Genomic DNA, 23367 nt, shown 5'->3' with positions numbered 1-23367 from the left:
TGTTTATTAAATGACTATCCATAAAAAAGGGTTGGCGGCCGTTTTTCTTTCCGGGTTCTGCCTGGCGCTGGCCCAGTTTTTCCTGGCTCAGGAAGTGACGGCGCTGGCCATGGGTTCGGAAATGGTCATCTTGCTGGTCACACTCAGTTTTTTCACCGGCCTTTCCGTGGGGTACAAACTGGCGGACAAACTCTCCCTGGAGGCCCTCGGCTGGCTGGCGCCGGGGATTTTCATTTTGCATCTTTCGTTCCCCTTCTCGTTACGAATCATCAGCGGATACCTTTCCGGATTCCTTCCGGGGCTGGCGCTTATAGTGTTGCTGTTCCTGGTGATATTCACCTTTGTCTCGTTCTTCTCGGTGGTTTTGCCGGCGTTCATAGACTCCTCTGGCGGCGGCAAGGCGTTACCGGTTTTTTACGCGCTGGAGATCCTCGGATTCGCTTCTGGGCTTGGAACCGTTTTTGCCCTGGCCGGAACGCAAGCCTGGGTAATGGCGGTGGCCTACCAAATTGGTATGGCGCTTCTGGTGGCCCTGATCTTGAACCGGCCCGTGATGTACGCCATAACGGCGGGATCAGCGCTGGCATACGGTTTCATTTCGCCGGAGCTGGATAAGCGGAGCCTGGCCTATTACTACCGGACCGTTAAGGACATCGAGGTGGAGAATGTCCTTTCCAGCGTGTACAGCCCCTATCAGAAGGTGGATGTGTTTACCGCCAGCAATAAACGGCGGTATATATTCCTGAACGGCGTGATGTTCTATGGCTCCCCATCTTTGAGCCTGTTCAACTTCTACCTGACCCGCCTGCCGGTGGAGGCGCTGAAACCACGGAATGTTTTGGTGATGGGCTCTGGAACCATGCAGTCGGTGGCTTACGCTTCCGCCACGGCGCAGAGAGTGACCACCGTGGAGATTGACCCTGCGGTGATAGCCGCCAGCCGGAAATATTTCGCGGACATAAATCGGGTGGACAAGCTCCCCGGCTGGAACCTTGTAATTGACGACGGCAAGCATTACCTGGCAAGCGCCACCGGAAAGTTCGACCTTATAATAGTGGACATCCCGGCGCCGTACACCATCCAGACCGGCCTCTTGTATTCCGAAGAATTCATGCGGCTCGCCAAAGAACGGCTTAATCCAGGCGGCGCGCTGTCCATATCCCTGTGCGGCCTGCTGGAAAGTGGAAGATTAATGCCCAGGGTTGTGGGGCAGGCGATAGTTTCCACCTTTGACAAAACGCTGATTTACACGCCAAAAGGTTCCCCTTACAGCTTTGCGCTGGCGGGAAATGACCTTTCAATGTCCGTTGATACCCTCAATGATGCGGCCCGTAAAATTGGCGGTGACCTGTCCCAAACATGGAACAAGGATCAAGCCCGTAAAATTATCGGGCAGGCCCGGCCCATAAGCTGGAACGATGTGCGTTTCCCTGTGCTTACAAGCATGGACAGGATCATCGGCTGGTTCACGCCCCCAAAAGGAGCCGGAAAATGAACGGCGGACGATCCGGAGCGCGGTTCGCCTTTTTGGCGGGGATTTATTTCGCACTGCTCCAGACCGGTTATTTCTGGGGACTGGCGGTTTACATGACCTCCGCATATCAGGGTTTCGCCACAGTCACCGTCGCCTGGCTGGCCGGTAGCGGATTGGGTCTGTTCGCAGGGCGGTTTACCGGATCACCGGTTTTCACTAACAGATGGTTCTGGGCGCCGGCGGGCCTTGGGGCTTTTTACCTGTCCATGGCCCTATTGCGGACACATCCTTTCGATTTAAGCCTTATTTGGGCGCATGGGTCCATGGTGGCCATCTCCGGCGCCGGGGCGGGCGTGTTTTTCGCGGATAACCGGAATCTCTTCCAAAAAACCGCCCGGCTCTTTTATCATGAGAACAACGGGTTTGTGCTGGGCTGGCTCGTGGGATTCGCCGGTTTCGTTTTCGGCGGATTCGCTTTCAGTTGGCTGGCCCCCGCGGCCATAGCCGCCATAGTGACCCCCATGAGTGTGAAGATTCAGCGCCATTCATAGCTGGAGGCGGAGGGCCAGATGTTTTTCCTAATCGCGTTCTCGGTTTACCTGGGGGCCCATATTTATGTGGGGGCCAGATTAATCGGACCGTTGAAAACCGCCCATCCCCGAAAGTTCGCCCTATGGGTGATCCTTCTGCTTCACACACTGCTCCTCCCTTCCATGTTCGTCATCCGAAACAACGCCTGGGCGTGGGAGACGCCGTGGATATACAACATGGTGTTCATCGGGGCGGGGTTTATGACCATCGTTTTCCCCTATACGGTTGTCCGCGACGCGGGCTGGGTTATAGCGAGAATCGCCATAAAGGCCAGTGAACGGGCAGGCGCGGAAGATAACCTCAAACTGGATTTCAATCCGGACAGACGCCGGTTCCTGATTGAAGTCACCAACGGATTGGTGGCAGGCGCGGCGGCTATCACCACCGGGGCGGCATATCACAAAGCCAGCCGCGACCCGGCGTTTTTACAGGTGACGATTCCCATAAAAAATCTGCCGTCCGCTTTCGATGGTTACAAGCTGGCCCATATCACCGATGTCCATTTATGCCCCACCCTGAGGGGCGGCTACCTTAAACGGATAGTGGAAAGGATAAACCCGCTCCACGCTGACATGGTAATGGTGACCGGCGACATGGTGGACGGCTATGTCCGCGAATTAAGAGAGGACATGAGTTGGCTGGGCCGGTTGAACGCTCCCGACGGCGTTTATTTCGTTACCGGAAACCACGAGTATTACTGGGGCGCGCTGGACTGGCTGGGGGAGATAAACCGGATGGGTGTGACCACCCTGGTGAACGAACACAGGGTGATAAGCCGGGGCTCCTCCAAAATGCTTTTGGCCGGGATACCAGACCACAGCGCCGGAAAAGATATTCCCGGCCACCTGCCGGACACGGACAGGGCCCAGCATGGAGCGCCCCCCTGCGATTTCAAGCTGATGATGGCCCATCAGCCCAGAAGCGCCTCATACGTATCCGCCGCCGGGTTCCAGCTGATGGTGTGCGGGCATACCCACGGCGGACAGTTTTTCCCTTGGAACCTTGTCATCCCCCTGTTCCACCCGGTGCCGCCGGGGTTGAGTGAATACAATGGCATGCCCGTTTACACAAGCCGGGGCGCGGCATACTGGGGCCCGCCGCTGAGGCTTGGCGCCCCTTCGGAAATAACCCTGTTAACCCTTACCGCCGCCTGACCCTTTTCCGCAAGCCGGATAAAAACCGTAAAAAACCATGTTGACTTTCTTGCGCTTGTTAAATATAATTTTCAACGCTAGAATTCGGGGGAAAAGGGTTTGGGGCATTCTTGCGCCAGACAACGTTTTTTACAACCACATCCGTAGCTAATCTTACGGTTTTATATAGAAACTTTGCCGCGCCGTGAGGGACGGCCGCAGAGCATTTTTGCGTTCTAAACTTTTAGGGGTGTCGCCAAATTACATCCGGCGTTTTCCCGCTATTTCAGCGGAGCCATGCGTTATTGCAATGGTGTATGCGCGATGCGGTTTGGCTTTGTAATGTTTAGAGGGGGAGTTTGAAATGGCTACGGGGAAGGTCAAATGGTTCAACAACGCTAAGGGGTATGGCTTCATAAAAGAAGAAGAGCGGGATGGGGACGTTTTCGTCCATTACACCGCCATTTCCGGCGAGGGTTATAAAACCCTTCAAGACGGCCAGCCGGTGCAATTCGAAATATTTGAAGGCCCTAAGGGTCTGCACGCCAAGAACGTAATGAAGCTGTAAAAACCAAACCGCCGGTATCCAGTTACCGGCGGCTCTCACGAACGGGCTGGCTGGCGCGCCAGCCCTTTTCGATTCAAGGCAAGCGCTTGTTTAAACGCTTGCCGGCCGATACTTATCCGCCCTCCATCAGCTGATATATCCGGTGCAGGCCGGTTATCCCTTTCAACTCGAAAAAGCCCAACAGCCGGGTGGGGAACCTGGCGTTACCCTTGATGTCCAGGCTGGCCGGCTCCGTGAGCAATATCCTGTTTTCCATGGGCATTTCGTCCGCGCCCACTCCCCCCGGCGCCGGGATCATGGTGTCCCTTTTCACCCCGTCCACACGGAAGGTCATGTTCACCGCCACCCCTTGCCTGTCGCCGTTCATGTCCACGCGGCATTCCCCGATGTTCACTGCGAACCGGGACGCTATCCTGCGTTTGGGCTCCACGGCGGCGTTGCGCGCCGCCAACTCGTCCAGAGTCCGCTTGGCGGTTCCCAGCGCGTTTTCCACCGAAGGGAAAGTCATCAGGTATCCGTCACCGGTACTTTTGGAGAAACTGACTTTCTCGTCCTCGGCGGCGGCGAGGATTATGTTGCAGAACTCCGACGCCAGCTGGAAAACGAAATTGTCGCCATAGGTGTTGGCCATGTCTGTGGAATTGCAAAGGTCCGCCACCAGGATGGCCTCCGTGAATATCTCGCCAGGTTTCACATCCACCCTGTTTATTATGGGCGTAACGGTTTGAGGGGCGGCTTTGGTTACGGGGGCCTTCTCTTCCTTGCCCAGTTCCGCCTCAACGTCCTCTTTCAGCCACACCTGCCCTGTTTTTTCCCGCAGGAGTTTCAGGGCCGAGGCCATCACTTCAACGTCCTGGTCCAACGCGGCCCGTTTTAGCAGGCCCACCGTCTCGTCCGAATCTATCAGCGTCACGGCGCGGAGCGCTTCCAGCCTTATGGCCCGCTGGCTGTCTTTGAGCATCAGGCCCAACGGTTTTAGCGCGGCGGCTCCCCCGATGGCGGCCAGCGCGGAGGGTATGGCCCATTTCACCTCTTTGTCCCCCACCAGCTTTTCGATGTGGGGAATGGCCGCAGGGTCGCCTATCAGCCCCAGGGCGGTTATGGCTTTTTCGCGCACCCACCAGTCTTTATCGGCCAGAAGGTTTAAGAGTATTTGAAATGCCGCCGGATCTTTCACCCGGCAATAAAACTCCACCGCGGACCTCCGGGCGTACTCGTCCTGGTCGGTGAGCAAACCCATTATCATCTGGCTTATCTTCTCGCCTCCAAGGGCGGATAAAGCGTCGGTGGCTATCTCCCGCACCCACCAGTCCCCATCTTTTATGGCGCGCACCAGCGCCCCGGCGGTTTTCGGGTCTTTAAGCCCGTTGAGAACATCCACGGCGGTCCTGCGTGTGTTCACGTCCTCATCCATGAGAAGCTCCACCACTTTGGGCACGATCTCCGAATCGGCGATCGCTATAACGGCTCCGGCGGCCATCTGCCTTATCATCATGTCCGGGTTTCTAATGAGCCCGAGAATGGCCACGGCGTCCTCTTTGCCGCCAATCTCCCCTACCGTTTCTATGACCATTTTCAGGATGGCCGCGTCTTTTTCGTTCAACGCCACATGCCGGAGCTTTGCGAGGGTGGCCTTGTCTTTAAGCCTGCACACCGCCTCCACCGCCTTGCGCCTCACCCAGGAGTCCGGATCGTCCATCAAGGGCAAGATGGCTTCCGAGGCTTTTTCGGATTTGAGGGACGCCAGGGTGTCCATGGCGGTTTTCTTTACGTCGCGGTTCTCGCTTTTGAGCAGGGGAATAATTTTATAGGTCACCGAAGCGTCGCCTATTTCAACTATCATTTCCCCGGCTGTCCTGCGCAAAACATTGTCGTCGCTGGCCAGGCTGTCCGCCAGGTTGGGCAATATAGAGGCTTTCCCCTGCTTCTTTAGGGTCTCTTTATACAGGGCGCGCACGTTGTCTTTGGAGTCGCCAAGCCCTTTGATGTAAACCGGAAGCCGTTCTTTTTTATAAAGCTTCTCGAAAATCTCGGCGGCGTCCATGTAGAGCATGCGGTTGTAGCGCAACTCGTCGGCGGCCATGGGAATGGCGAATTCCCACAGCGCGTCCAGTTTTTCGATGAGGCCTTTTCTTTCCGGCCCCTCCGCTTTGGGATATTTGGAAAGAAACCCGCCAACCTTGATTTTCTCGAACATTCGGCCTGCTATTGGTCCTGGCGCGGCCCGGCTGGGGAGCCTGCGCGCAAAAAACCAGTTTTGTCACAAATGGAAAAACACCCCTGGCGGAGGCTCAAGACCTGGGATTCCGCCCTCCCCCGCCGTATAAACGCTACGAATTTTCCAACGGCGGGCCGCCGATGGGCTTATTCAATCGCAAGTGCTATTCCGTGTCAAGGATATGGCTGATATTAAAACCCGAACTTCCTGCGCCACCACTCCATGTAACCGTTTCTGGTCTGTAACGGGTCCGCTTTCCGGGGCAATAAACCGTTATCGTCCGCAATGTCCATGGGGCGTCCCTTGGCCAGAACTATGTAGGCGTTGGTCATGTTGGCGAAACGGCGGTGGGCGGAGGGGTCTTGCGGATTCCTGTCCGGATGGTGTTTAAACGCCAGCTGGCGGTATGCGCGGCGGATTTCGGTTATCCCCGCCCCTTCGTCCACCCCCAGTATCCTGCGGGCGGCGGACTCCCGGCCGAACATCTCACTGCGCCAATCCAAAAACTGGTCGCCTTGATATTTTCCGTTGCCCATGTCTAAACCTGCCGCTCGTCAATGCCCTGTAAAAGGGGGTCAGTCGTCCTCTTCAGTCCAGTCATCGTCATCATCCGGCGGATGGGCCCTTAAAATCTCTTTCATCCGGCGGTCCCGCGTGGCCAGGAACTTGGCCATATGGGCCGGGTCGAAGGTGAACGATGGCGTTACCGACCCGCGCCCCGTGTCTGGCTCCACGATGAACCGCATGGATGCGGTTTGCCCGTACTGGCCGAACACCGTGTCGAACCCTTTGCGGAAAACAGGGCAGTTGTCGTTATCGCAGATCCACAGGAACGGCGCGCCCCAGCCCAGCCCGTCGCTGAAGGCTACCGGGGGCGTGTCGAACTTGCTCATGGTCTCCCCGCAATGGGGGCAAACAGGAGGCTGGGTGACTTTTAGCTCGCTCATGCTTTAAAGTATAACATTGCGGCCATAAGGCGGCTTTGTATAAGGAATCAAAATGGCCATAGAAGTAGTGTACGAGGACAACCACATTATCGTGGTCCTAAAACCTTTCAACATGCCCACCCAGTCCGACGCCTCCAACGACCCGGACTTGTTGACGGTGGTGAAAGAGCATCTTAAAACAACCTATAACAAGCCCGGCGCGGTTTACCTTGGGCTTGTGCACAGGCTGGACAGGCCCGTGGGAGGGCTGGTGGTGTTCGCGAAAACATCCAAGGCCGCCTCGCGCCTGTCGGACCAGCTCCGGAAGAAAGAGGTGCGCAAGGAATATCTCGCCATGGTGGAGGGGACGCCGGACAAGGAGCGGGATAGGCTGACCCATTACATAGCCAAGGACCGGGAAAAGAACCGTGTGCGGGCGTACAAACATCCCCACGGGGACGCCAAAGAGGCGGTGCTGGATTATGAGCTGGCATGGACGGATGGGAAAGTGAGCGTGTTGAAGGTGAACCCTATCACCGGCAGGCCGCACCAGATCCGCTCCCAGCTCTCGGCCATTGGCCACCCTATCGTGGGCGACTTAAAATACGGCGCCAGCTCCCCCACGCCAAACAAGAACATAATGCTGTTTGCCCGGGGGATTACGTTTAACCATCCCGTAAAGAAGGAAGATGTGACTTTCAGCGCCAAACCGCCCAAAGGCTGGCCGAAGATATAGAAGTGTTTCTTTGTTACCCCGAGCCTGTCGAGGGGCGCCGAATTAATCAGCCCCGGATGGTGGCGATGGTTCCCGCGTAATCGGCGCTTTTGAAAATGGCGGACCCGGCCACCAGCACGTTCACCCCGGCCTCCCGCACCGGGGCGGCGTTGTCCCCTTTTATGCCCCCGTCCATCTCTATGTCTATGGCTAGCCCCATGCCATCCACCAGGGCCCTCAGGCTCCGCGCCTTGGCCAGGGAGTTTTGAATGAACGTTTGCCCGCCGAACCCGGGGTTTACGGACATGAGCAAAACCATGTCCACCTCGTGGATGATATGGTCCAGCATGCTCAGGCTGGAGGCGGGGTTCAATGAGACCCCTGCTTTTTTGCCCAGGCTTTTGATAAGCGAAATGGTGCGGTGCAAATGGGGCGACGCCTCGGCGTGGACGGTTATGATGTCCGCCCCGGCGGAGGCGAAATCCCGCGCGTACCTGTCGGCGTTCTCTATCATCAGATGCACGTCCAACGGCAGTTTGGTGTATTTGCGCAGACCTTCCACCACCAGCGGGCCGATGGTGATGTTGGGCACGAAATGGCCATCCATCACGTCCACGTGGATCCAGTCCGCTCCGCCGCGCTCCACGGCGGCCACCTCTTCGGCCAGCCTGCCGAAATCGGCGGAAAGGATTGAAGGCGCTACAAGGGTTTTTCGAGTGTTCATCGTTTTCCCAAATCAAATGGAGTTACAAACGGCCCACAGCCAGTTTAACATTTCCCTCACCGTGCGATCCTGGTTGCGGTTGCGCTCCTCGCCGAACAGGAACTGGCGGGTTTCCACCCGGCCTTTCGCGCACATCCCCACATACACAAGCCCCACGGGTTTTTCCTTTGTGCCGCCGGAAGGCCCGGCCACCCCAGTGGCGGACATGCCTATGTCGGCCCCGGTGGATTTGCACGCCCCCTCGGCCATCTCCGCCGCGGTTTCGGCGCTAACGGCTCCATACTTTAACAACGTGCCGGGTTTTACGTTCAACCTTTTTATTTTGGAGTTGTTGCTGTACGTCACCAGCCCTTCCAGAAAATAGAGGGACGAGCCGGAAACCGAGGTTATCCTGGCGGCGAACCGCCCACCGGTGCAACTTTCGGCGGATGCCAGTTTAAGCCCCTTGGCCACCAGTTTTATGCCGATGGCTTCCTCCAGCGAAACGCCGTCCCTCCCAAAAGCGTACGGCCCCGCCACTTTCAAAACGGTTTTTACGGCCTTGTCCAGCTTCCCGCTGGCCTCCCGCGGGGTTCTGCCCGTGGCCGTCAGCCGCAAATCCACCTGCCACAACGAAGGCAGATAAGCCATCTCCACACCTTTGGGAGCGCCTCCGGCCTGCTCTATTTTGGAGTAAAGACCCGATTCGGAAATGCCGGAGGTATGGATGACCACCCGTTTGATTGTCCTTTTGGGTAGCGCTTTTTTAAGCCTTGGGATAACTTCCGTTTCCATTATCCCCTTCATCTCGTAAGGCACGCCGGGCATGGCGAATAAAAGGTGACCGCCACGGCTGAAATGGATGCAGGGCGCCGTGCCGAAGCGGTTGGGAATTACAACACACCCTTCCGGCGCGTCGGCCTGGCTTTCGTTCACCGGCCCCATGGGCTTGTTTATCTTTCTAAAATGCGCCCGCACATAGCCCAGCGCCTTTCTGTCCCGGACCAGTTTCGCGTTGAACGCTTTGCAGATGGCGGGTTTTGTGACATCGTCATGGGTGGGGCCCAGGCCGCCGGTGATAAAAATCACGTCGTATTTATTCATGGCCTGGCGGATTTCGGCGGCCAGGGTTTTTTCCTCGTCGCGGAGGGTTAGCACCCGCTCCGGCGTTAGACCTAAAGGCTCTATCGCCTTGGCCAGCCACGCCGCGTTGGAGTTTATTATGTGGCCCGAGGTTACCTCGTTGCCCACGGTGATGATTATCGCCTTTTTCATGACATGGATGTTTTACACGAGGACGGTGTTTAAGTAAACGGTAACAACAACAGCGCGAACGCTTCCTCCGGATCCAGCGCCGGCTCCCCATCTTCTATGCGAGCTATGCCGTATCCGGCCCTTTTGGCCGAATCCAGAATCCACAGCCGCTCGTCCTGTGGGACAGCCTCCACATCCCCCAGAAAATGGATAAGCGCCCTGGCCTGCGCCTCCACCGGGGCCAGGTCCGGAACCATAAACACGGCCCGCCAATGGACCTCTTCGGTGTTTAAGATGCCCCGCGTGGAAGACCATGCGCCAACCGAACCGTCGTCCAGCGAACATTGAACATAAACCAGTTCCATGATGGGATTTTAGCCTTAAACCGGCGGCGTGAGGTTATAATTCGGTGGTGTCCCAGTTTGAATCTCAAATAATAGACAGATCCTTCACTTCGCTTGCGCTTCGCCCAGGATGACAATGTTATCAACGGCTTTTATATTGTCATCCTGAGCGTAAGTGAAGAATCTCCCCTGTACTTTCAAACTGAGACACTACCTATAATTCGAAAGGCTTTAAAATAAAACCCATGGACAACGATAAACCCGATTCGCTTGTTACCGATGACGACCTCATCTCCATCGCCCGGCAGGCAATGGAGAACGCCTACGCCCCATATTCGAAGTTCCGCGTTGGCGCCGCGGCGCTCACCTCCGACGGGCGGATATTTACCGGCGTCAATGTGGAGAACGCCTCCTACGGGCTAACGGTATGCGCCGAGCGGGTGGCGGTGTTCAAGGCGGTGTCCGAGGGTTTCACGCGCATAACACGGCTGGCGGTGGTATCGTCATCCGGCGAAAAAACGTTCCCCTGCGGCGCTTGCAGGCAGGTGATAAGCGAGTTCGGCGACGTGGCCATAGTGATTGCGGCCGATGGCGGCGAACCTGCGCGAATGGGCATAAGGGAACTGCTTCCAAGCCCCTTTGGCGGCGATTCCATAAAATAACCAGCCACCCGCGCCATGGCGGGTCGGCCCGGCATGGTTAAATGCGCCGGGTTTGGTAGTGTCCCAGTTTGAAAGTACAGGGGAGATTCTTCACTTACGCTCAGAATGACAATATAAAAGCCGTTGATCACATTGTCATCCTGGGCGAAGCGCAAGCGAAGTGAAGGATCTGTCTATTATTTGAGATTCAAACCGGGACACCACCCCGGGTTTATAAAAGTTACGTTCCGCGCCCCCTCGTGATAGAATTTTCATGTTAACTTAAGCGATGCCCGCGCAGGGCCTTGCCGGGTTTTGAGGACTCTGCGAAAGTGGCGGAACTGGCAGACGCGCTGGACTTAGGATCCAGTGGGCAACCGTGGGGGTTCGAGTCCCCCCTTTCGCACCAGCCGGAGCGGTTATAAAACCCCAACGGTTTATAAAAAAGCCGGGATAACAACCCGGGTTAAGCTGTTATATTTAGAGTGAGGAGTGGATTTATTTTGAAGATCGAGCTGGCCGAGATCAGGCCCTGTGTAAAAAGAATAACGGTGGAAGTGCCCAACCAGGATGTCTCTGTGGAGAGGGCCGCCGTGGTGAGCGAATACCTTAAACACGCCGAGGCTCCCGGGTTCCGCAAGGGCAAGGTTCCCAAAGGCATGGTGGAAAAACTGTTCTCCTCGAAAATAAAAAACGAGACCGGCCAGCGAATCATAGAAAAAGCTTATCGCTCCGCTTTGGAAACCCACAAGTTGCGCCCCGTGGGCGACCCGATGTTCGAAGATGTCCGCATGGACGATAACCAGCCCTTCTCCTTCGCGGTGACTGTGGAGCTTTTCCCGGAAGTGACGCTTGGCGACATTTCCGGCCTTACCCTTACAAGAAAACTCCACAAAGTGACCGACGCCGAGATCGACCGCGTCCTGGAAAGGAGCAGGGAGAGCGCCGCCCGCATGGAGCCCGTGGAGGGCCGGGGCGTTCAGGATGGCGATTTTGCGATCATAGACTACGCGGCGGAAAGGGACGGCCAGCCCGTCCCCCACTTCAACGGCGTGAACCGGCAGGTGCTAGTCTCCAAAGAAGGCATGCTGGAGGGGCTTTATAACGGGATCCTCGGCATGAACAAGGGGGAGGGCAAGGAGTTTGAATCCGAGCTTCCCAAGGATTTCCCCGACCCGGAACTGGCTGGCGCCAAAGTTGTCTTCAAGATAAAGGTCAACGAGATAAAGCAAAAGATAATGCCCCCGCTGGACGACCAGCTGGCTAAAGAGGTCTCCCAGTTCGACACTCTGGACGAGCTTAAGGCGGACATTCGCCAGGCCCTGGAGAAGCGTTACGCCGAGTCGTCGGAGGAGACTTTGCGCATTTCCCTCATGGAAAAACTGGTGGAGATGAACCCGTTCGAGCTTCCCCCGCGCCTGCTGGAGAGGCAGACCCGCGCCGTGCGCGAGCGGGTGGAGCGCCGCCTGCAAAGCCAGGGGCTTTCCATGGCGGAGCTTCAGATGGACAATGAATCGGCCATGGAACGGCACAAGGAAGACGCCGTATGGCTGTTGAAAGAGCAGGCGGTGCTGGGCGCTTACGCCAACGGCGCTGGCATCGAAGTTACCGACGACGACATAGACGACGAGATCCAGCGCATGGCCCAGATGATGGGCCAGCCGTATGAGGATGTCCAGCGCCAGCTTATGCAGTCTGGCGGGATAGACGGCCTGATAAACCACCTGTTCAAGGACAAGGCCTACAAGTCCATGCTTGAAAAAGCTAAAATCGAAGACAAGTTTGAAGAGGAGCCCAATGCGAAGTAACGTTATGAACGCCTCCGGCGGTTATTCCGAGCGGTCACAAATGCTGGTGCCCGTAGTGGTGGAGCAGACCAACCGCGGTGAACGCGCCTATGACATTTACAGCCGCTTGCTGAAAGACCGGATAGTGTTCCTGGGCACCCCCATAGACGACCACGTGGCCAACCTCATCATCGCCCAGCTTCTTTTCCTGGAGGCGGACGATCCGTCGCAGGACATCCATCTTTATATAAACAGCCCCGGCGGCATAGTAACCGCCGGCATGGCCATTTACGACACCATGCAGTATATAAAGCCGGACGTGCAGACAATCTGCATAGGCCAGGCGGCCTCCATGGGGGCGGTGTTGCTGGCGGCTGGCGCCAAGGGCAAACGGCACGCCCTGCCCAACAGCAGGATAATGATCCACCAGCCATCCGGCGGGTTCCAGGGCCAGCAGACGGATATCGAGATCCAGTCCCGCGAGATTAAAAAACTGCGCGACCGGCTGGAGGAGATCCTGGGCAAGCATACCGGCAAAGAGGCCGAAACGGTGCGCCGCGATTCGGACCGCGACTATTTCATGTCGGCCGAAGAGGCCAAGGCGTACGGGCTTGTGGACGAGGTGATAGTCTCCCGCCCGGAGGTGAAGAAAAAGCCGGAAGGGCTGGACTAGCCAGAGTTGCGAAAGGCTTGAAGTAAATCCGGAACTTTAGAACAGGAGCGGCGAATGGGAAAGAATAAGCAGGAAGGGGCGCTTCGCTGTTCATTCTGCGGGAAAAGCCAGAGTGAGGTGAAAAAACTCATTGCCGGCCCCACGGTGTACATATGCGACGAGTGCATAGACCTGTGCAACGAAATAATAATGGAGGAGTGGAACCAGGAGAAAACAACCTCCACCACCCACATTCCAAAACCCCACGAGATTAAAAAGTTCCTGGACGATTACGTTATCGGGCAGGACTACGCCAAAAAGGTGCTCTCCGTGGCGGTGTATAACCACTACAAGCGTATAGACGCCAACCTGAACGCCGACGGGGTGGAGCTCCAGAAGAGCAACATCCTGCTCATCGGCCCTTCCGGCTCCGGCAAAACCCTGCTGGCGCAGACCCTGGCGAAGCTTCTCAACGTGCCTTTCACCATTGTGGACGCCACCACGCTGACCGAGGCGGGGTATGTGGGCGAGGATGTGGAAAACATCATCCTGAGGCTCTGCCAGGTGGCGGATTTCGACATAGACAAGGTTGAGAAGGGCATAATCTACATAGATGAGATAGACAAGATCTCCCGAAAATCCGAAAACCCCTCCATCACCCGGGACGTTTCCGGCGAGGGCGTGCAACAGGCCCTGTTGAAGATCATCGAGGGCACCATAGCCTCGGTTCCGCCGCAGGGTGGGCGCAAGCACCCGCATCAGGAATTTTTGCAGGTGGACACCGGCAACATACTGTTCATAGTGGGCGGCGCCTTCGTTGGGCTGGAGAAAATAATAGAGCAGAGAATCGGCAAAAAGGTTATGGGGTTCGGCGCCAAGTTGAAAGACAGGCGCGACACCAGCCAGAACGAGCTTCTGCGGCAGACACAGCCGGAGGACCTTTTGAAGTTCGGGCTTATCCCGGAATTCATAGGCCGCCTGCCGGTGGTGGCCACGCTGGACGAGCTGGACGAGGGCTCCATGGTGCGCATCCTCACCGAGCCGAAGAACGCCATAGTAAAGCAGTTCCAGAAGTTCATGGAGATGGAAGGGGTGAAGCTGAAGTTCACCGACGGGGCATACCACGCCATCGCCCGCGAGGCGGTGCGGCGCAAGACCGGCGCCCGTGGCCTGCGCGCCATTCTCGAAGAGGTCATGCTGGACTCCATGTACGAACTGCCGGGCTTGAGCGAAGTAACAGAGTGCATCGTAAATGAGGATGTCATCAGCCGCCGGGAGCGGCCCCTGCTGTTGTACGAAAAACAGGACGAGAAACAGGCCAGCTGACGGCTTTATTTATAGAACGATCCCGGGCGCAACCTGCCAAACGCGGTTGACGCCCGGATATAACAGGTTGTAGAGCCACCCATGACCCCACCAAAAAAGGCCCCGGGCAACAAGGCCGCGCAAACCGCGTCGCCGCTTCTGCCCCTGCGGGACATCGTTTTCTACCCCGGCATGAACGCTCCGCTTTTCGTGGGCCGCCCGAAATCCATCAAGGCGCTGGAAAAGGCGTTTTCGGAAAATAAAAGCGTTGTCCTGGCCGCCCAGAAAGACGCCATGATGAACGACCCGGCCCCAAAAGACATATACCAGATAGGGTGCCGGGCGGAGATAGGCCAAATCCTCAAGATGCCCGACGGCGCCGTGAAAGCCCTGCTTACAGGCATGGAACGGGTGCGCATTACCGGGTTCGTAAACTCCGGCGAGATGTTCCTGGTCAACTACGCCAACCTGGCCGGGGGGGCCGCCCAGGCTTCCACGGCGGCGCATTCGCTTCACAAAATCGCAAGGACGCTGTTCCAGAAATATATCAAGCTCAACCGCCGCCTGCCGGGGGACGCCGCGGGCCAGATAACCGGCATTGAAGACCCCAGCCAGTTCGCCGACGCGGTGGCGGCCACCATTATGCTGGCGCTGGAGGATCGGCAGGAGTTTCTGGAGATGGCCGATGTGAAAACCCGGATGGAGAAAATAATAGAAAAACTCCAGAACGAAATAGAGGTGGGGCAGATTGAGAGAAGGCTCCAGAACCGCGTGAAACGGCAGATGGAAAAATCCCAGCGGGACTACTACCTGACCGAGCAGATGAAGGCCATCCAAAAAGAGCTGGGCAAGGGCCCCGAAGGGGAAAAAGGGGAGTTTGGCGAGCTTCGCAGGCGCATCCTGGCCGCCGGAATGTCAACAGAGGTGGAAGCGAAAGCCCTAAAAGAGCTGGACCGGCTGGAGCAGATGCCTCCCCTTTCCGCCGAGGGCACCGTATCCCGCAATTACATAGACTGGCTGTTGGACGTTCCATGGAAACAGGGGACCAAAGACAACCTGGACATAGCCCACGCCCGCAAGATACTGGCGGAAGACCATTACGGGCTGGAAAAGGTGAAGGAACGCATCCTTGAATATCTGGCGGTGCGGAAACTCGTTGAACGGATGAAAGGCCCCATCCTCTGTTTCGTGGGGCCTCCTGGTGTGGGGAAAACCTCCTTGGGCAAATCCATCGCCCGGGCCATGGGCAGGAAATTCGTGCGATTCTCTTTGGGGGGAGTGAGGGACGAGGCGGAGATTCGCGGCCACCGGCGCACATACATCGGCGCCCTGCCGGGCCGCATCATCCAGTCCATGAAAAAAGCCGGAACGAAAAACCCGGTCATCATGCTCGATGAGATAGACAAGGTTTCGTCCGATTTCCGGGGGGATCCGGCCTCTGCCCTGCTGGAGGCTTTGGATCCGGAGCAGAACAGCGCCTTTAACGACCATTACCTGGAGGTGGACTACGACCTTTCCGAGGTGATGTTCATAACCACCGCCAACTCGTTGCACACCATTCCCCGGCCGCTGTTGGACAGGATGGAGGTCATCCACATCCCCGGCTATACCGACGGCGAAAAGCTGGCCATCGCCCGCAAATATCTTCTGTCCAAGCAGGTGAAAGAGCACGGGCTTACGGAACAGGCCATGGCCATCAACGACGGCGCTTTGCTGAAAATCATCCAGAACTACACCCGGGAGGCGGGCGTGCGGAACCTGGAGCGGGAGATAGCCTCCATATGCCGGAAAGTGGCCCGGGACATCGCCGAGACCACCAGCACTAAAAAAGCCCTTTCCGCGCGGATGAAAACGAAAACCAGCCTGGGTCCGGAGAAACTGGTGGATTACCTGGGCGAGGTAAAATTCAAGGACGACCTGGCCGAAAGCCGCGATGAGGCGGGCGTGGCCACGGGGCTTGCGTGGACGGAACTGGGCGGCTCCATATTGAAGATAGAAACCAGCATCCTGGCGGGCAAAGGCCAGTTTATCCTTACGGGCAAGCTGGGTGAAGTGATGAAAGAGTCGGCCCAGGCGGCGCTGTCTTTCATCCGGTCACGCTCGAAACGGTTTGGCCTGCCCGGCGGGTTCCAGAACAAGATAGACATCCACATCCACATCCCCGAAGGCGCCACGCCCAAGGAAGGCCCCTCGGCCGGGCTCACGCTGGCGCTGGCCATGACATCGGCCCTCATGAACATCCCCGTGCGGCGCGACGTGGCCATGACCGGCGAGATAACCCTGCGGGGCCACGCGCTGGCCATCGGCGGGTTGCGGGAAAAGCTTCTGGCGGCGGGCCGGGCGGGCATCAAAACCGTGCTCATCCCCAAAGAAAACGAGACGGATTTGGCCGAAGTGCCGGACAACGTGAAGGAAAAGCTCACCATAATTCCGGTGCGGAACATGGATGAGGTTTTGAAAATAGCCCTTGTCCATCCCATAGGCGCCCGAGCGAAAAAGAAGGCGCCGCCCCACAAACCGGTCCGCAAACGGTTGCGCCCCCAGCGCCCCCAGCCCGGCCCGCCGCTGAATTAAAATACCTGTAGCGCTTGGCCGTAGCCGCCCGGCGCCATCTTTTGGCATTAATTAAAAACCGCGGTCAGCGGCCACGGGGGAAGCGGAAATATCCATTTCATCGGGCTTCAACACTTTTAAAACTCCGGGCTACCCATGCCCCGCAAAGAAAGGGTATGATATTGCGACTTTTCCTTGATTAATCGTCGTAACGGCATGGGTTAAATGGAACTTAGGATACTGTTCTCGATCCTGTGGCGGAGAAGAAGGCTTATGGGCCTGGTATTGCTGGCCACTTTTATTCCGATAACGCTGGGCACCGCCCTTGTCCCAACTTCTTACGATTCCACGGCCAGGGTTTTCATCCGCAAATCCCAGGCGCTTTCCTCTTTGCTGTCGGTGGTGGGCATGCAAACCCTGGGCTCCAGCCAGTCCATCTCCGAAACGGACATGGCCAACTACCTGGCGCTGGCCGAAATGCGCCCCGTTTACGAAAAAGTCATCGAAGAGGAGAACATCACCCGGGAAAGGATCCGCGGGAAAATCTTCAAATACCTCCCGTTCCTCAAGCCGCCACTACGCCTTTTGGGGGTGGATGTGGACAGCTCGGTGGTGAAGATGACCGCCGAGGACCTGGTGGATTTCGGGATCACCTCCTACGTGTTCCCGCGCCCCTATGTGGAGTTCGAGCAGTATGAAGACTCCAACGTTGTGGATTTCATCGCCTATTCCACCGACCGGGAACAGGCCATGCGCATAGTGAATGGCGTGGCCCGGGTTTTCCTGGCCGAAGAGGTGGTAAGGGTGCGCGCCGAATACGCCAACATCCGCAAAACGCTAAACGAGCGATTAAAAACCGTCCGTGATGAATACGTAGCGTCATTCAGAAAGGTGGCCGAGTACAACGAGGCCGAGAAAGTGTTGGACTTAAGCTCCGAGATATCCAAATACGTTGACACTTCCTACGAGCTGAAGAAAAACATAGTCAACGCCGAACTGGGCGTGGCCCGGATAAAACAGTCCATATCCAGGCTTGAATCACGGCTTAAAAACATGCCTGCGATGATGAAGACCGCCGAGGACATCAAGGTGAGCGACGTGGCGCAGTCGCTAAAAAACAACCTGAAAGACTACTACCTGCAACGGGCGGAAATGTTCGGGAAATACACTTCCGAGCATCCCGCCGTTATAGATGTGGAGCGGAAGATAGACGAGGCCAAAAAACTCATCGCCGAAGAGGCGCAAAAGGAGTTTTTCCAGGAGACGGTTTCCGTTGACCCGGTTTACACCGACATCCGGACAAAACTCTCAAGCCTGTATTCGGAAATGGCCGGGTACGAGGGTCAGCAGTATGGTTACCAGAAGATTTACGACAAGCTGATGGCCGAGGCGCTGAAACTGTCTTCCAAGAGCGCCGATTTCTCCCAGCTGAAAACCGGCGCGTCGGTGATGCAGGACATTTACCAGTCGTTGCTGAAATACATGCACCAGGTGGACGTGGCCGAGGCCGCCGACATTTCCAATATGGTGGTGGCCGAGCCTGGCATTGTGGAGGAAGAGGACGACGCCGACCATATGCACCCGTCGGTGAGCATAAACGCCATGCTTGGCATCGCGCTGGGCGTTCTTTTCGGCATCACCTTCGGCTTGCTGGCAGAATATGCTGATAACACTGTAGCCAGCCGGGCGGACGCAAGGAAAGAGGGGGAGGATGATCCGGTGGTCGCCGAGATCCCGGTTTCCACCGGATCAACACTGGTTAGCTCCACCCCTGTGGGCTCTCCATTCCGGGAAGCTTTCAGGAATTTGCGGCGGGGCTTAAACGCCGTGGCCGGCGATGGCCGCGCCGTGGCGGTGTTGTCCTGCGGGAAAAGTTCCGGCAAAAGCCTGGTGGCCGCCAACCTGGCCGCCATTTGGGCGATGGAAGGCAAACGGGTCCTTTTGGTGGACGCAAACCCCCACGCTCCTACAATCCACGACATGCTCGGCCTGCCCATGGGTGACGGCCTGGGCGCTTGCCTTGCAGGCCAAACAACGCTGGAGAAAGCTGTGCTACCCACGCCGGTGGAGAACCTTTTCGCCCTTACCGCGGACCGTGACCCGGCGTTGCAGGAGCGTTACATGGAAACGGACAAAGCCAAAACCCTGTTCGCCGAAATGAAAACCAGGTACGACATGGTGATTGTGGACACCCCTTCCGCCACATCCCATCTGGACGGGATGGTGGCGGCGGCGCTTTCGGGCTCTGCGCTACTGGTGGCCGGTGTGGGGGCCACGCCCAAAGACGAGCTGGCGGTTTTGCGCCACAGGCTGGGCGGGGAATGGAACGTCGGTAAAACGGCGGTGGCGCTGAACAATCTCCCGGTTCCAACCGTTAAAGAGTACGCCCAAGCCGCCAGGGTTTTCGTTACGCGGTGGATCAAGTCGCTCCGCAAACCGGTTGCGGCCGGATAAATACGCTCGAAAAACCGCCGCCCGCCGGAGGGTTATTTTAAGCTACTGGGCGGGTATGGAAAGGCTGGCCCCGTCGCCGCCCGCGTTGCCGCGGATCACATCCTCCACCTGCGGGGAAAGCACTATGCCGCTTTCCAGCTGGATGATTGGCGAGAGTATTTTCGTGATGTGTGAAAATGTCCGCCCCAAGTCTGAAAGGGTCGTGGACGGGACATATACTATGTCGCCGTTCACTATGGGCACATCCTGGGTCGGGTCGCCATTGAAAATGGAATCCACGCTAAGCGCGTAGGCCTTGCTCTTTCTTATCAGCAGGACCTGGCTGGACCTTGCGTCGTGGGTCATGCCTCCAGACTTTAAAATAGCCTGAAGCAGGGTGAGCCTGTCGTCCAGCTTTATGATGCCAGGGGTGGTCACCTCGCCGAGCACAAAGATTTTCTGGCTGTTTATCTTGTTATACGAGATCACTATCTGCGGGTTTACGATATATCTTGCAAACCGGGTCTCCAGCGTTTCCCTAAGCTGGGGTATGGTGAGGCCCTCAACCTTCACATCGCCGATAAGCGGCATGGTGATATTGCCGTCTGTGCGCACCGGAACGGTTCCTAAAGTAAGGTCCGTATGCCGGTAAACGAGGATGTTCAAGTCATCCCCCGGCCCAACGGTGGGGTTAACGTCCTCAACCGGCGGCAATGGCGGCTTTGGCAACGACATGGAGGTTTGGGCGTTCCGCATGCCTTTTGGCGTTTGCTCCGTGGTTTGGGGACCGCTGGAGGCGCAGGCGGTTACAACCGCCGCCACAGGCAATAAAACCGCCCAGCGGCGGTTATTCGACTTCAACCAGCGAAACGTCATTTTTCTTTTTTGCGCGCCATTTTAAAATCCTGGTCACGAAATATCCCGCGCAGTAAATGGCCCCGGCCATTTCGCCCAGCCACGCCTGCAAGGGGTTCATCCCAATATACAGATTGACCAGCTTTTCCACAAGGGACATGTAGGGGTACGGCTCCCAAGGCCCGGCCAGGGGCCATAAAATCACGCTAAGGTCCGGCGTGTCCTGGGCCAGATGGACGAGGGCGCCAAGATAAACAGCCCCGACAAGTTTGGCGCGCGCGGGAAACGCCCTTATGGCCGGTACGGCCAAAACGGTAAGCGTAACCAGCGAATGGAACAAGCCCCGCCCCGGATAGCTTTCGATCAACCCCGTAACCATTATCGCCTTGTCCAGAATGTCCGGCGCCAGCGCCCCGGCAAGAACCGGCGGGAGCGGGGGTAATTTGTCCTTCAAAAAATGCGAACCAACGGAGTGGAGCATGAAGGTGTTGGTGACGTGGCCAAGGATCACTGCGACATGTCTTTCCCGGCAATGAGCGCGACTATCTCATGGGCGGCGATGGCGTGGCCCTCCGCGTCAGGATGCAACGGATCGTTTACAGGGTAAAGCCCCGGACCGGCTTTCCTGTAAGGCTCCATAAGATCCAGGCATTCCACATTTTCATCGGCGCAGAACCGGCTGAAACGCTCGTCGGTGGCGATGGCATTTGTATCCAACAGCTGGAACCGGTAGGGGAAAATAACGAAAATAAACCGCACACCGTCCCGCTTCAACTCCCGCGCAAGCCTGGTCAGCGTGGCCCCGCCACCCTCGTCCCACCGACCATGTAAAGTGGGGATGGACTTGGCTAATTGCGCTGGAGCCCTCTCTTCCGCATGGGACGTGCGGGTTATCCGCGCCGCCGCGCGCAGTTTTTGAACAAGTAGAAGGGAGTTTACAAACCCTTCGCCTTGCAGGTCCATTTCGTGAGGTTTTACCTCCATATCGCTTCTCACAACGCCGAACATGTCCGTGTAGAAATTCAAGTGCCTCACAAAATCATTTTGGCATATGCCCAATATCACAAGGTCCGGTTTAAGCGGGCGGACCTTCACCTTGTATACCTCCAGGTATTGCCACACGCTATAACTCATCACCCCGGTGTTTATCACCTCGTATCTGTGATGGTGGTCATCAGGCCTGTTGAGCGATGTCCTGATAACAGACGCATAGGTCTCAGCCTCTTTGATGTTCGGCGCGGCGGCGATGGAATCCCCCATCACCACGACCCTGAAAACCCCTTCTTTCTTTTCTTTTTCGATTTCGGGCCCCCGGAACCCGAAACTGTTGGTTATAAAACCCTGGGAGCGATAGTTCGGCTTGAATTCATAACCTATCACCTTGTTCTCGCTCAGCCTCAGCTTGCCGCCCTTTTTAATATCCTTGAGGATTTCGTTGGCGCGTAAAGTTAATTCGCCAGCGGATAGCGCCAACACGGCGCTAACAAGACATAGTGAAATGTTGACGGCCAGCCCATGTTTATCTTGCCGCATCTTTCGAAGCTACAAGCCCCCCCCATCAATCCTTCAACCCGGAGCGCCTTCCCCTTGTGGCGCAACCATTTCAACAAGCCCTTATGGAACCTAGCAAGTGGTATTTTACCATGCTACCGTTATGCATCCACGCCAAACCAGGACATATGGCCAGTATGATAAACTTTTGGTGGATTTTCTTGCGGGGTTGGATATTTGACTATTAATTTGCGGGTCGCATGGAATATACGTTAGGCCGCCGCGACGTGGCTCCGGCCATTTTTATCGCCATTTCCGCTCTTGCCGGGTTGATGGGCGTTTTGCTTCCACTGGAAACTTTCGCCTACACCCTGGCCGGTGGCGCTTTTCTCGCCGCAACCCTGTTTTTCTGGCGGTTCGGCCTTGTAATCCTCATGCTTTGCCTTCCAATTGAAACCGCCCAGATATTCCTGGCTAGCGGCATTTACACTGTAAAATTCCCTGTCTATTTTTTCCTGGCCATCCTGATATGCGTGGCGATTTTCCTGTATTGGCGGCCTTCGGGTTTCGGGCCGCTGGTGGCCCACCCCATGGATATTTGCCTTCTGCTGGTACTGGCGCTGGAAGCCACCGCTTTGGTATGGGCGCCAAACTTTTTCTTCGGCGCCACAAGCCTTTCATTGTTCGTGATGAACGTGGCCTTTTATTTCATCGTCACGCTTACGGTTCGTTCCCCGCGGGACATGTCCAGGTTTTTCGATCTTGTGATTATTTCCGGCGTCATCGCCGCCTCCTTCCTTTTTTGGACGGCGTATGACGAGGGTTTCACCGAACGGACTTTCATCAATAAAACGATCGGGTACGCCTATGGCCTTGTGGAGGTTGAGAACCGCCCAGGCGGCCTTGGCGGGGTGGACCAAACTGCGGGCTTCCTGGCCGCTGGATTCATTCTGGCGTTCACCAGGCTTTTTGATGTTATCTCCAAATGGAAAAAATATTATTACGTTGTGGCGGGCCTTTATGTTTTCACTGGCATGTTGCTGACCACCGCCAGGGGAGCCCTGGTGGGGTGTGTGGCCGGGATTGCCGCGTTCATCATATTGCATAACCGGACCAGGAAATGGGTATTCACCTCCATGACTGTGTTCGGGTTATTGACCGTAGTTATGATACTGGCAACCAAACCGGGTTTTATAGACCGTATCCTCACCGGTTTCGGCTATACCGGCACGCTCTTTTTCTCCGGCGACAAAAAAGTTGATACCAGCTCCGAGGGGGAAGACAGCTCCACAGGCATAGGCGCCAGGGTGGAGTGGTGGAAGAAAGGCTTTGCGGAAATGAACCATCACCCCCTAAAGCTTGTTTTCGGCCTGGGGCCAGGAGGGTTCGTCCACTATTCCGAGGCGCCGGAGGTCCATAGCGTTTATCTTTCCCTGTTTTTTGATATCGGGTTGGCCGGGCTTGTCATTCTGCTATTTGCGTTCTACTTCATGGCCACCAGTTCCCATAAGGCTTGGGCCCTTTGCGAAGATGACCGCAGGTTGCGCCTGTTACTTACCGGAGCGCTGGCTGTTACCATCGGCGAGGTGTATGTGCATGGGCTTATCGAATATGAGTACACCTCCATGCTGGGCAGGTATCCCCTGCTGTACCTGGCCATGAACGTGGCCATGGTGAACATTATTTTCAAACTGCGCGGCGCTAATAAAAAAGCCGTCAATTAA

At 56.6% G+C, this 23367-nt stretch carries 21 protein-coding genes and 1 tRNA gene; 13 read left to right on the top strand and 9 right to left on the bottom strand.

Features of this window, described 5'->3' with window-relative positions; genetic code table 11:
* Window positions 1-10: 10 nt before the first annotated feature.
* The 4 genes from HY751_10070 (at window position 11) to HY751_10055 (ending at window position 3766) form a co-directional block, all read left to right on the top strand.
* Window positions 11-1495 (top strand): hypothetical protein, encoded by a 1485-nt coding sequence (locus HY751_10070; protein ID MBI4666740.1) that lies wholly within the window; start codon window positions 11-13, stop codon window positions 1493-1495.
* Complete coding sequence (locus HY751_10065; GenBank protein MBI4666739.1) at window positions 1492-2025, top strand: hypothetical protein; 534 nt, start codon at window positions 1492-1494, stop codon at window positions 2023-2025. The genes HY751_10070 and HY751_10065 overlap by 4 nt, the downstream gene beginning before the upstream one ends.
* Before the next feature lie 18 nt (window positions 2026-2043).
* Window positions 2044-3219 (top strand): metallophosphoesterase, encoded by a 1176-nt coding sequence (locus HY751_10060; protein ID MBI4666738.1) that lies wholly within the window; start codon window positions 2044-2046, stop codon window positions 3217-3219.
* A 343-nt stretch (window positions 3220-3562) separates the two neighbouring features.
* On the top strand, window positions 3563-3766 hold the full coding sequence (locus HY751_10055; GenBank protein MBI4666737.1) for a cold shock domain-containing protein: 204 nt from the start codon (window positions 3563-3565) through the stop codon (window positions 3764-3766).
* Between the two features lie 112 nt (window positions 3767-3878).
* Here HY751_10055 and HY751_10050 read toward each other — a convergent pair whose 3' ends face one another.
* The 3 genes from HY751_10050 to HY751_10040 all read right to left on the bottom strand — a co-directional run bounded on the left by HY751_10050 (window position 3879) and on the right by HY751_10040 (window position 6931).
* Window positions 3879-5963 (bottom strand): HEAT repeat domain-containing protein, encoded by a 2085-nt coding sequence (locus tag HY751_10050; GenBank protein MBI4666736.1) that lies wholly within the window; start codon window positions 5961-5963, stop codon window positions 3879-3881.
* Window positions 5964-6175: 212 nt separating this feature from the next.
* Entirely contained in the window at window positions 6176-6469 is a 294-nt protein-coding gene (locus HY751_10045) for a J domain-containing protein (protein MBI4666735.1), read from the bottom strand.
* A 90-nt stretch (window positions 6470-6559) separates the two neighbouring features.
* Window positions 6560-6931 (bottom strand): hypothetical protein, encoded by a 372-nt coding sequence (locus tag HY751_10040; protein MBI4666734.1) that lies wholly within the window; start codon window positions 6929-6931, stop codon window positions 6560-6562.
* 52 nt (window positions 6932-6983) lie between these two features.
* Between HY751_10040 and HY751_10035 the strand changes: the two genes are divergently transcribed.
* Complete coding sequence (locus tag HY751_10035; protein MBI4666733.1) at window positions 6984-7646, top strand: RluA family pseudouridine synthase; 663 nt, start codon at window positions 6984-6986, stop codon at window positions 7644-7646.
* A 46-nt stretch (window positions 7647-7692) separates the two neighbouring features.
* Here the strand turns inward: HY751_10035 and HY751_10030 are convergent, their stop codons facing one another.
* From HY751_10030 to HY751_10020, 3 genes are read right to left on the bottom strand one after another with little or no spacing between them, the layout of a single operon-like run.
* A complete protein-coding gene (locus tag HY751_10030) occupies window positions 7693-8349 on the bottom strand; it encodes a ribulose-phosphate 3-epimerase (GenBank protein MBI4666732.1) in 657 nt (218 codons plus the stop codon).
* Between the two features lie 12 nt (window positions 8350-8361).
* Window positions 8362-9603, bottom strand: a complete 1242-nt coding sequence (locus HY751_10025; GenBank protein ID MBI4666731.1) for a CinA family nicotinamide mononucleotide deamidase-related protein — start codon at window positions 9601-9603, stop codon at window positions 8362-8364.
* Window positions 9604-9632: 29 nt separating this feature from the next.
* Entirely contained in the window at window positions 9633-9947 is a 315-nt protein-coding gene (locus HY751_10020) for a hypothetical protein (GenBank protein ID MBI4666730.1), read from the bottom strand.
* Window positions 9948-10171: 224 nt separating this feature from the next.
* On the opposite strand from HY751_10020, the gene HY751_10015 reads away from it, so the two are divergent.
* The 7 genes from HY751_10015 to HY751_09985 all read left to right on the top strand — a co-directional run bounded on the left by HY751_10015 (window position 10172) and on the right by HY751_09985 (window position 19318).
* Window positions 10172-10588 carry a cytidine deaminase gene (locus HY751_10015; GenBank protein ID MBI4666729.1) on the top strand — a complete coding sequence of 139 codons (417 nt, stop codon included), beginning with the start codon at window positions 10172-10174 and terminating at the stop codon, window positions 10586-10588.
* Window positions 10589-10893: 305 nt separating this feature from the next.
* Window positions 10894-10976 (top strand) — tRNA-Leu (locus HY751_10010).
* A gap of 94 nt (window positions 10977-11070) precedes the next feature.
* Window positions 11071-12375 carry a trigger factor gene (gene tig / locus HY751_10005; protein ID MBI4666728.1) on the top strand — a complete coding sequence of 435 codons (1305 nt, stop codon included), beginning with the start codon at window positions 11071-11073 and terminating at the stop codon, window positions 12373-12375.
* 4 nt (window positions 12376-12379) lie between these two features.
* A complete protein-coding gene (gene clpP, locus HY751_10000) occupies window positions 12380-13027 on the top strand; it encodes an ATP-dependent Clp endopeptidase proteolytic subunit ClpP (protein MBI4666727.1) in 648 nt (215 codons plus the stop codon).
* Window positions 13028-13081: 54 nt separating this feature from the next.
* Entirely contained in the window at window positions 13082-14332 is a 1251-nt protein-coding gene (clpX, locus tag HY751_09995; GenBank protein MBI4666726.1) for an ATP-dependent Clp protease ATP-binding subunit ClpX, read from the top strand.
* A gap of 81 nt (window positions 14333-14413) precedes the next feature.
* Window positions 14414-16885 carry an endopeptidase La gene (gene lon / locus HY751_09990; protein ID MBI4666725.1) on the top strand — a complete coding sequence of 824 codons (2472 nt, stop codon included), beginning with the start codon at window positions 14414-14416 and terminating at the stop codon, window positions 16883-16885.
* Window positions 16886-17089: 204 nt separating this feature from the next.
* Complete coding sequence (locus HY751_09985) at window positions 17090-19318, top strand: AAA family ATPase (GenBank protein MBI4666724.1); 2229 nt, start codon at window positions 17090-17092, stop codon at window positions 19316-19318.
* Window positions 19319-19360: 42 nt separating this feature from the next.
* Here the strand turns inward: HY751_09985 and HY751_09980 are convergent, their stop codons facing one another.
* From HY751_09980 to HY751_09970, 3 genes are read right to left on the bottom strand one after another with little or no spacing between them, the layout of a single operon-like run.
* On the bottom strand, window positions 19361-20173 hold the full coding sequence (locus HY751_09980) for a polysaccharide export protein (protein MBI4666723.1): 813 nt from the start codon (window positions 20171-20173) through the stop codon (window positions 19361-19363).
* Window positions 20145-20663, bottom strand: coding sequence for a hypothetical protein (locus HY751_09975; GenBank protein ID MBI4666722.1), 519 nt, complete (start codon window positions 20661-20663; stop codon window positions 20145-20147). Before HY751_09975 ends, HY751_09980 begins: the two co-directional genes overlap by 29 nt.
* Window positions 20660-21685, bottom strand: a complete 1026-nt coding sequence (locus HY751_09970) for an SGNH/GDSL hydrolase family protein (GenBank protein MBI4666721.1) — start codon at window positions 21683-21685, stop codon at window positions 20660-20662. The genes HY751_09975 and HY751_09970 overlap by 4 nt, the downstream gene beginning before the upstream one ends.
* Window positions 21686-21903: 218 nt before the next feature.
* On the opposite strand from HY751_09970, the gene HY751_09965 reads away from it, so the two are divergent.
* Window positions 21904-23367: an O-antigen ligase family protein gene (locus HY751_09965; GenBank protein MBI4666720.1), complete on the top strand. Its 1464-nt coding sequence runs from the start codon at window positions 21904-21906 to the stop codon at window positions 23365-23367.

It is taken from the genome of Nitrospinota bacterium (assembly GCA_016208975.1).
GTDB lineage: Bacteria > Nitrospinota_A > UBA7883 > UBA7883 > JACRLM01 > JACQXA01.
This window is presented reverse-complemented; position numbering and strand designations above follow the sequence as displayed.

Excerpts from the sequence above, each read along its gene's own strand:
- HY751_10070 (MBI4666740.1), top strand. The coding sequence starts at position 11 with ATGACTATCCATAAAAAAGGGTTGGCGGCCGTTTTTCTTTCCGGGTTC.
- HY751_10065 (MBI4666739.1), top strand. The coding sequence starts at position 1,492 with ATGAACGGCGGACGATCCGGAGCGCGGTTCGCCTTTTTGGCGGGGATT.
- HY751_10060 (MBI4666738.1), top strand. The coding sequence starts at position 2,044 with ATGTTTTTCCTAATCGCGTTCTCGGTTTACCTGGGGGCCCATATTTAT.
- HY751_10055 (MBI4666737.1), top strand. The coding sequence starts at position 3,563 with ATGGCTACGGGGAAGGTCAAATGGTTCAACAACGCTAAGGGGTATGGC.
- HY751_10050 (MBI4666736.1), bottom strand. The coding sequence starts at position 5,963 with ATGTTCGAGAAAATCAAGGTTGGCGGGTTTCTTTCCAAATATCCCAAA.
- HY751_10045 (MBI4666735.1), bottom strand. The coding sequence starts at position 6,469 with ATGTTCGGCCGGGAGTCCGCCGCCCGCAGGATACTGGGGGTGGACGAA.
- HY751_10040 (MBI4666734.1), bottom strand. The coding sequence starts at position 6,931 with ATGAGCGAGCTAAAAGTCACCCAGCCTCCTGTTTGCCCCCATTGCGGG.
- HY751_10035 (MBI4666733.1), top strand. The coding sequence starts at position 6,984 with ATGGCCATAGAAGTAGTGTACGAGGACAACCACATTATCGTGGTCCTA.
- HY751_10030 (MBI4666732.1), bottom strand. The coding sequence starts at position 8,349 with ATGAACACTCGAAAAACCCTTGTAGCGCCTTCAATCCTTTCCGCCGAT.
- HY751_10025 (MBI4666731.1), bottom strand. The coding sequence starts at position 9,603 with ATGAAAAAGGCGATAATCATCACCGTGGGCAACGAGGTAACCTCGGGC.
- HY751_10020 (MBI4666730.1), bottom strand. The coding sequence starts at position 9,947 with ATGGAACTGGTTTATGTTCAATGTTCGCTGGACGACGGTTCGGTTGGC.
- HY751_10015 (MBI4666729.1), top strand. The coding sequence starts at position 10,172 with ATGGACAACGATAAACCCGATTCGCTTGTTACCGATGACGACCTCATC.
- clpP (MBI4666727.1), top strand. The coding sequence starts at position 12,380 with ATGAACGCCTCCGGCGGTTATTCCGAGCGGTCACAAATGCTGGTGCCC.
- clpX (MBI4666726.1), top strand. The coding sequence starts at position 13,082 with ATGGGAAAGAATAAGCAGGAAGGGGCGCTTCGCTGTTCATTCTGCGGG.
- lon (MBI4666725.1), top strand. The coding sequence starts at position 14,414 with ATGACCCCACCAAAAAAGGCCCCGGGCAACAAGGCCGCGCAAACCGCG.
- HY751_09985 (MBI4666724.1), top strand. The coding sequence starts at position 17,090 with ATGGAACTTAGGATACTGTTCTCGATCCTGTGGCGGAGAAGAAGGCTT.
- HY751_09980 (MBI4666723.1), bottom strand. The coding sequence starts at position 20,173 with ATGACGTTTCGCTGGTTGAAGTCGAATAACCGCCGCTGGGCGGTTTTA.
- HY751_09970 (MBI4666721.1), bottom strand. The coding sequence starts at position 21,685 with ATGCGGCAAGATAAACATGGGCTGGCCGTCAACATTTCACTATGTCTT.
- HY751_09965 (MBI4666720.1), top strand. The coding sequence starts at position 21,904 with ATGGAATATACGTTAGGCCGCCGCGACGTGGCTCCGGCCATTTTTATC.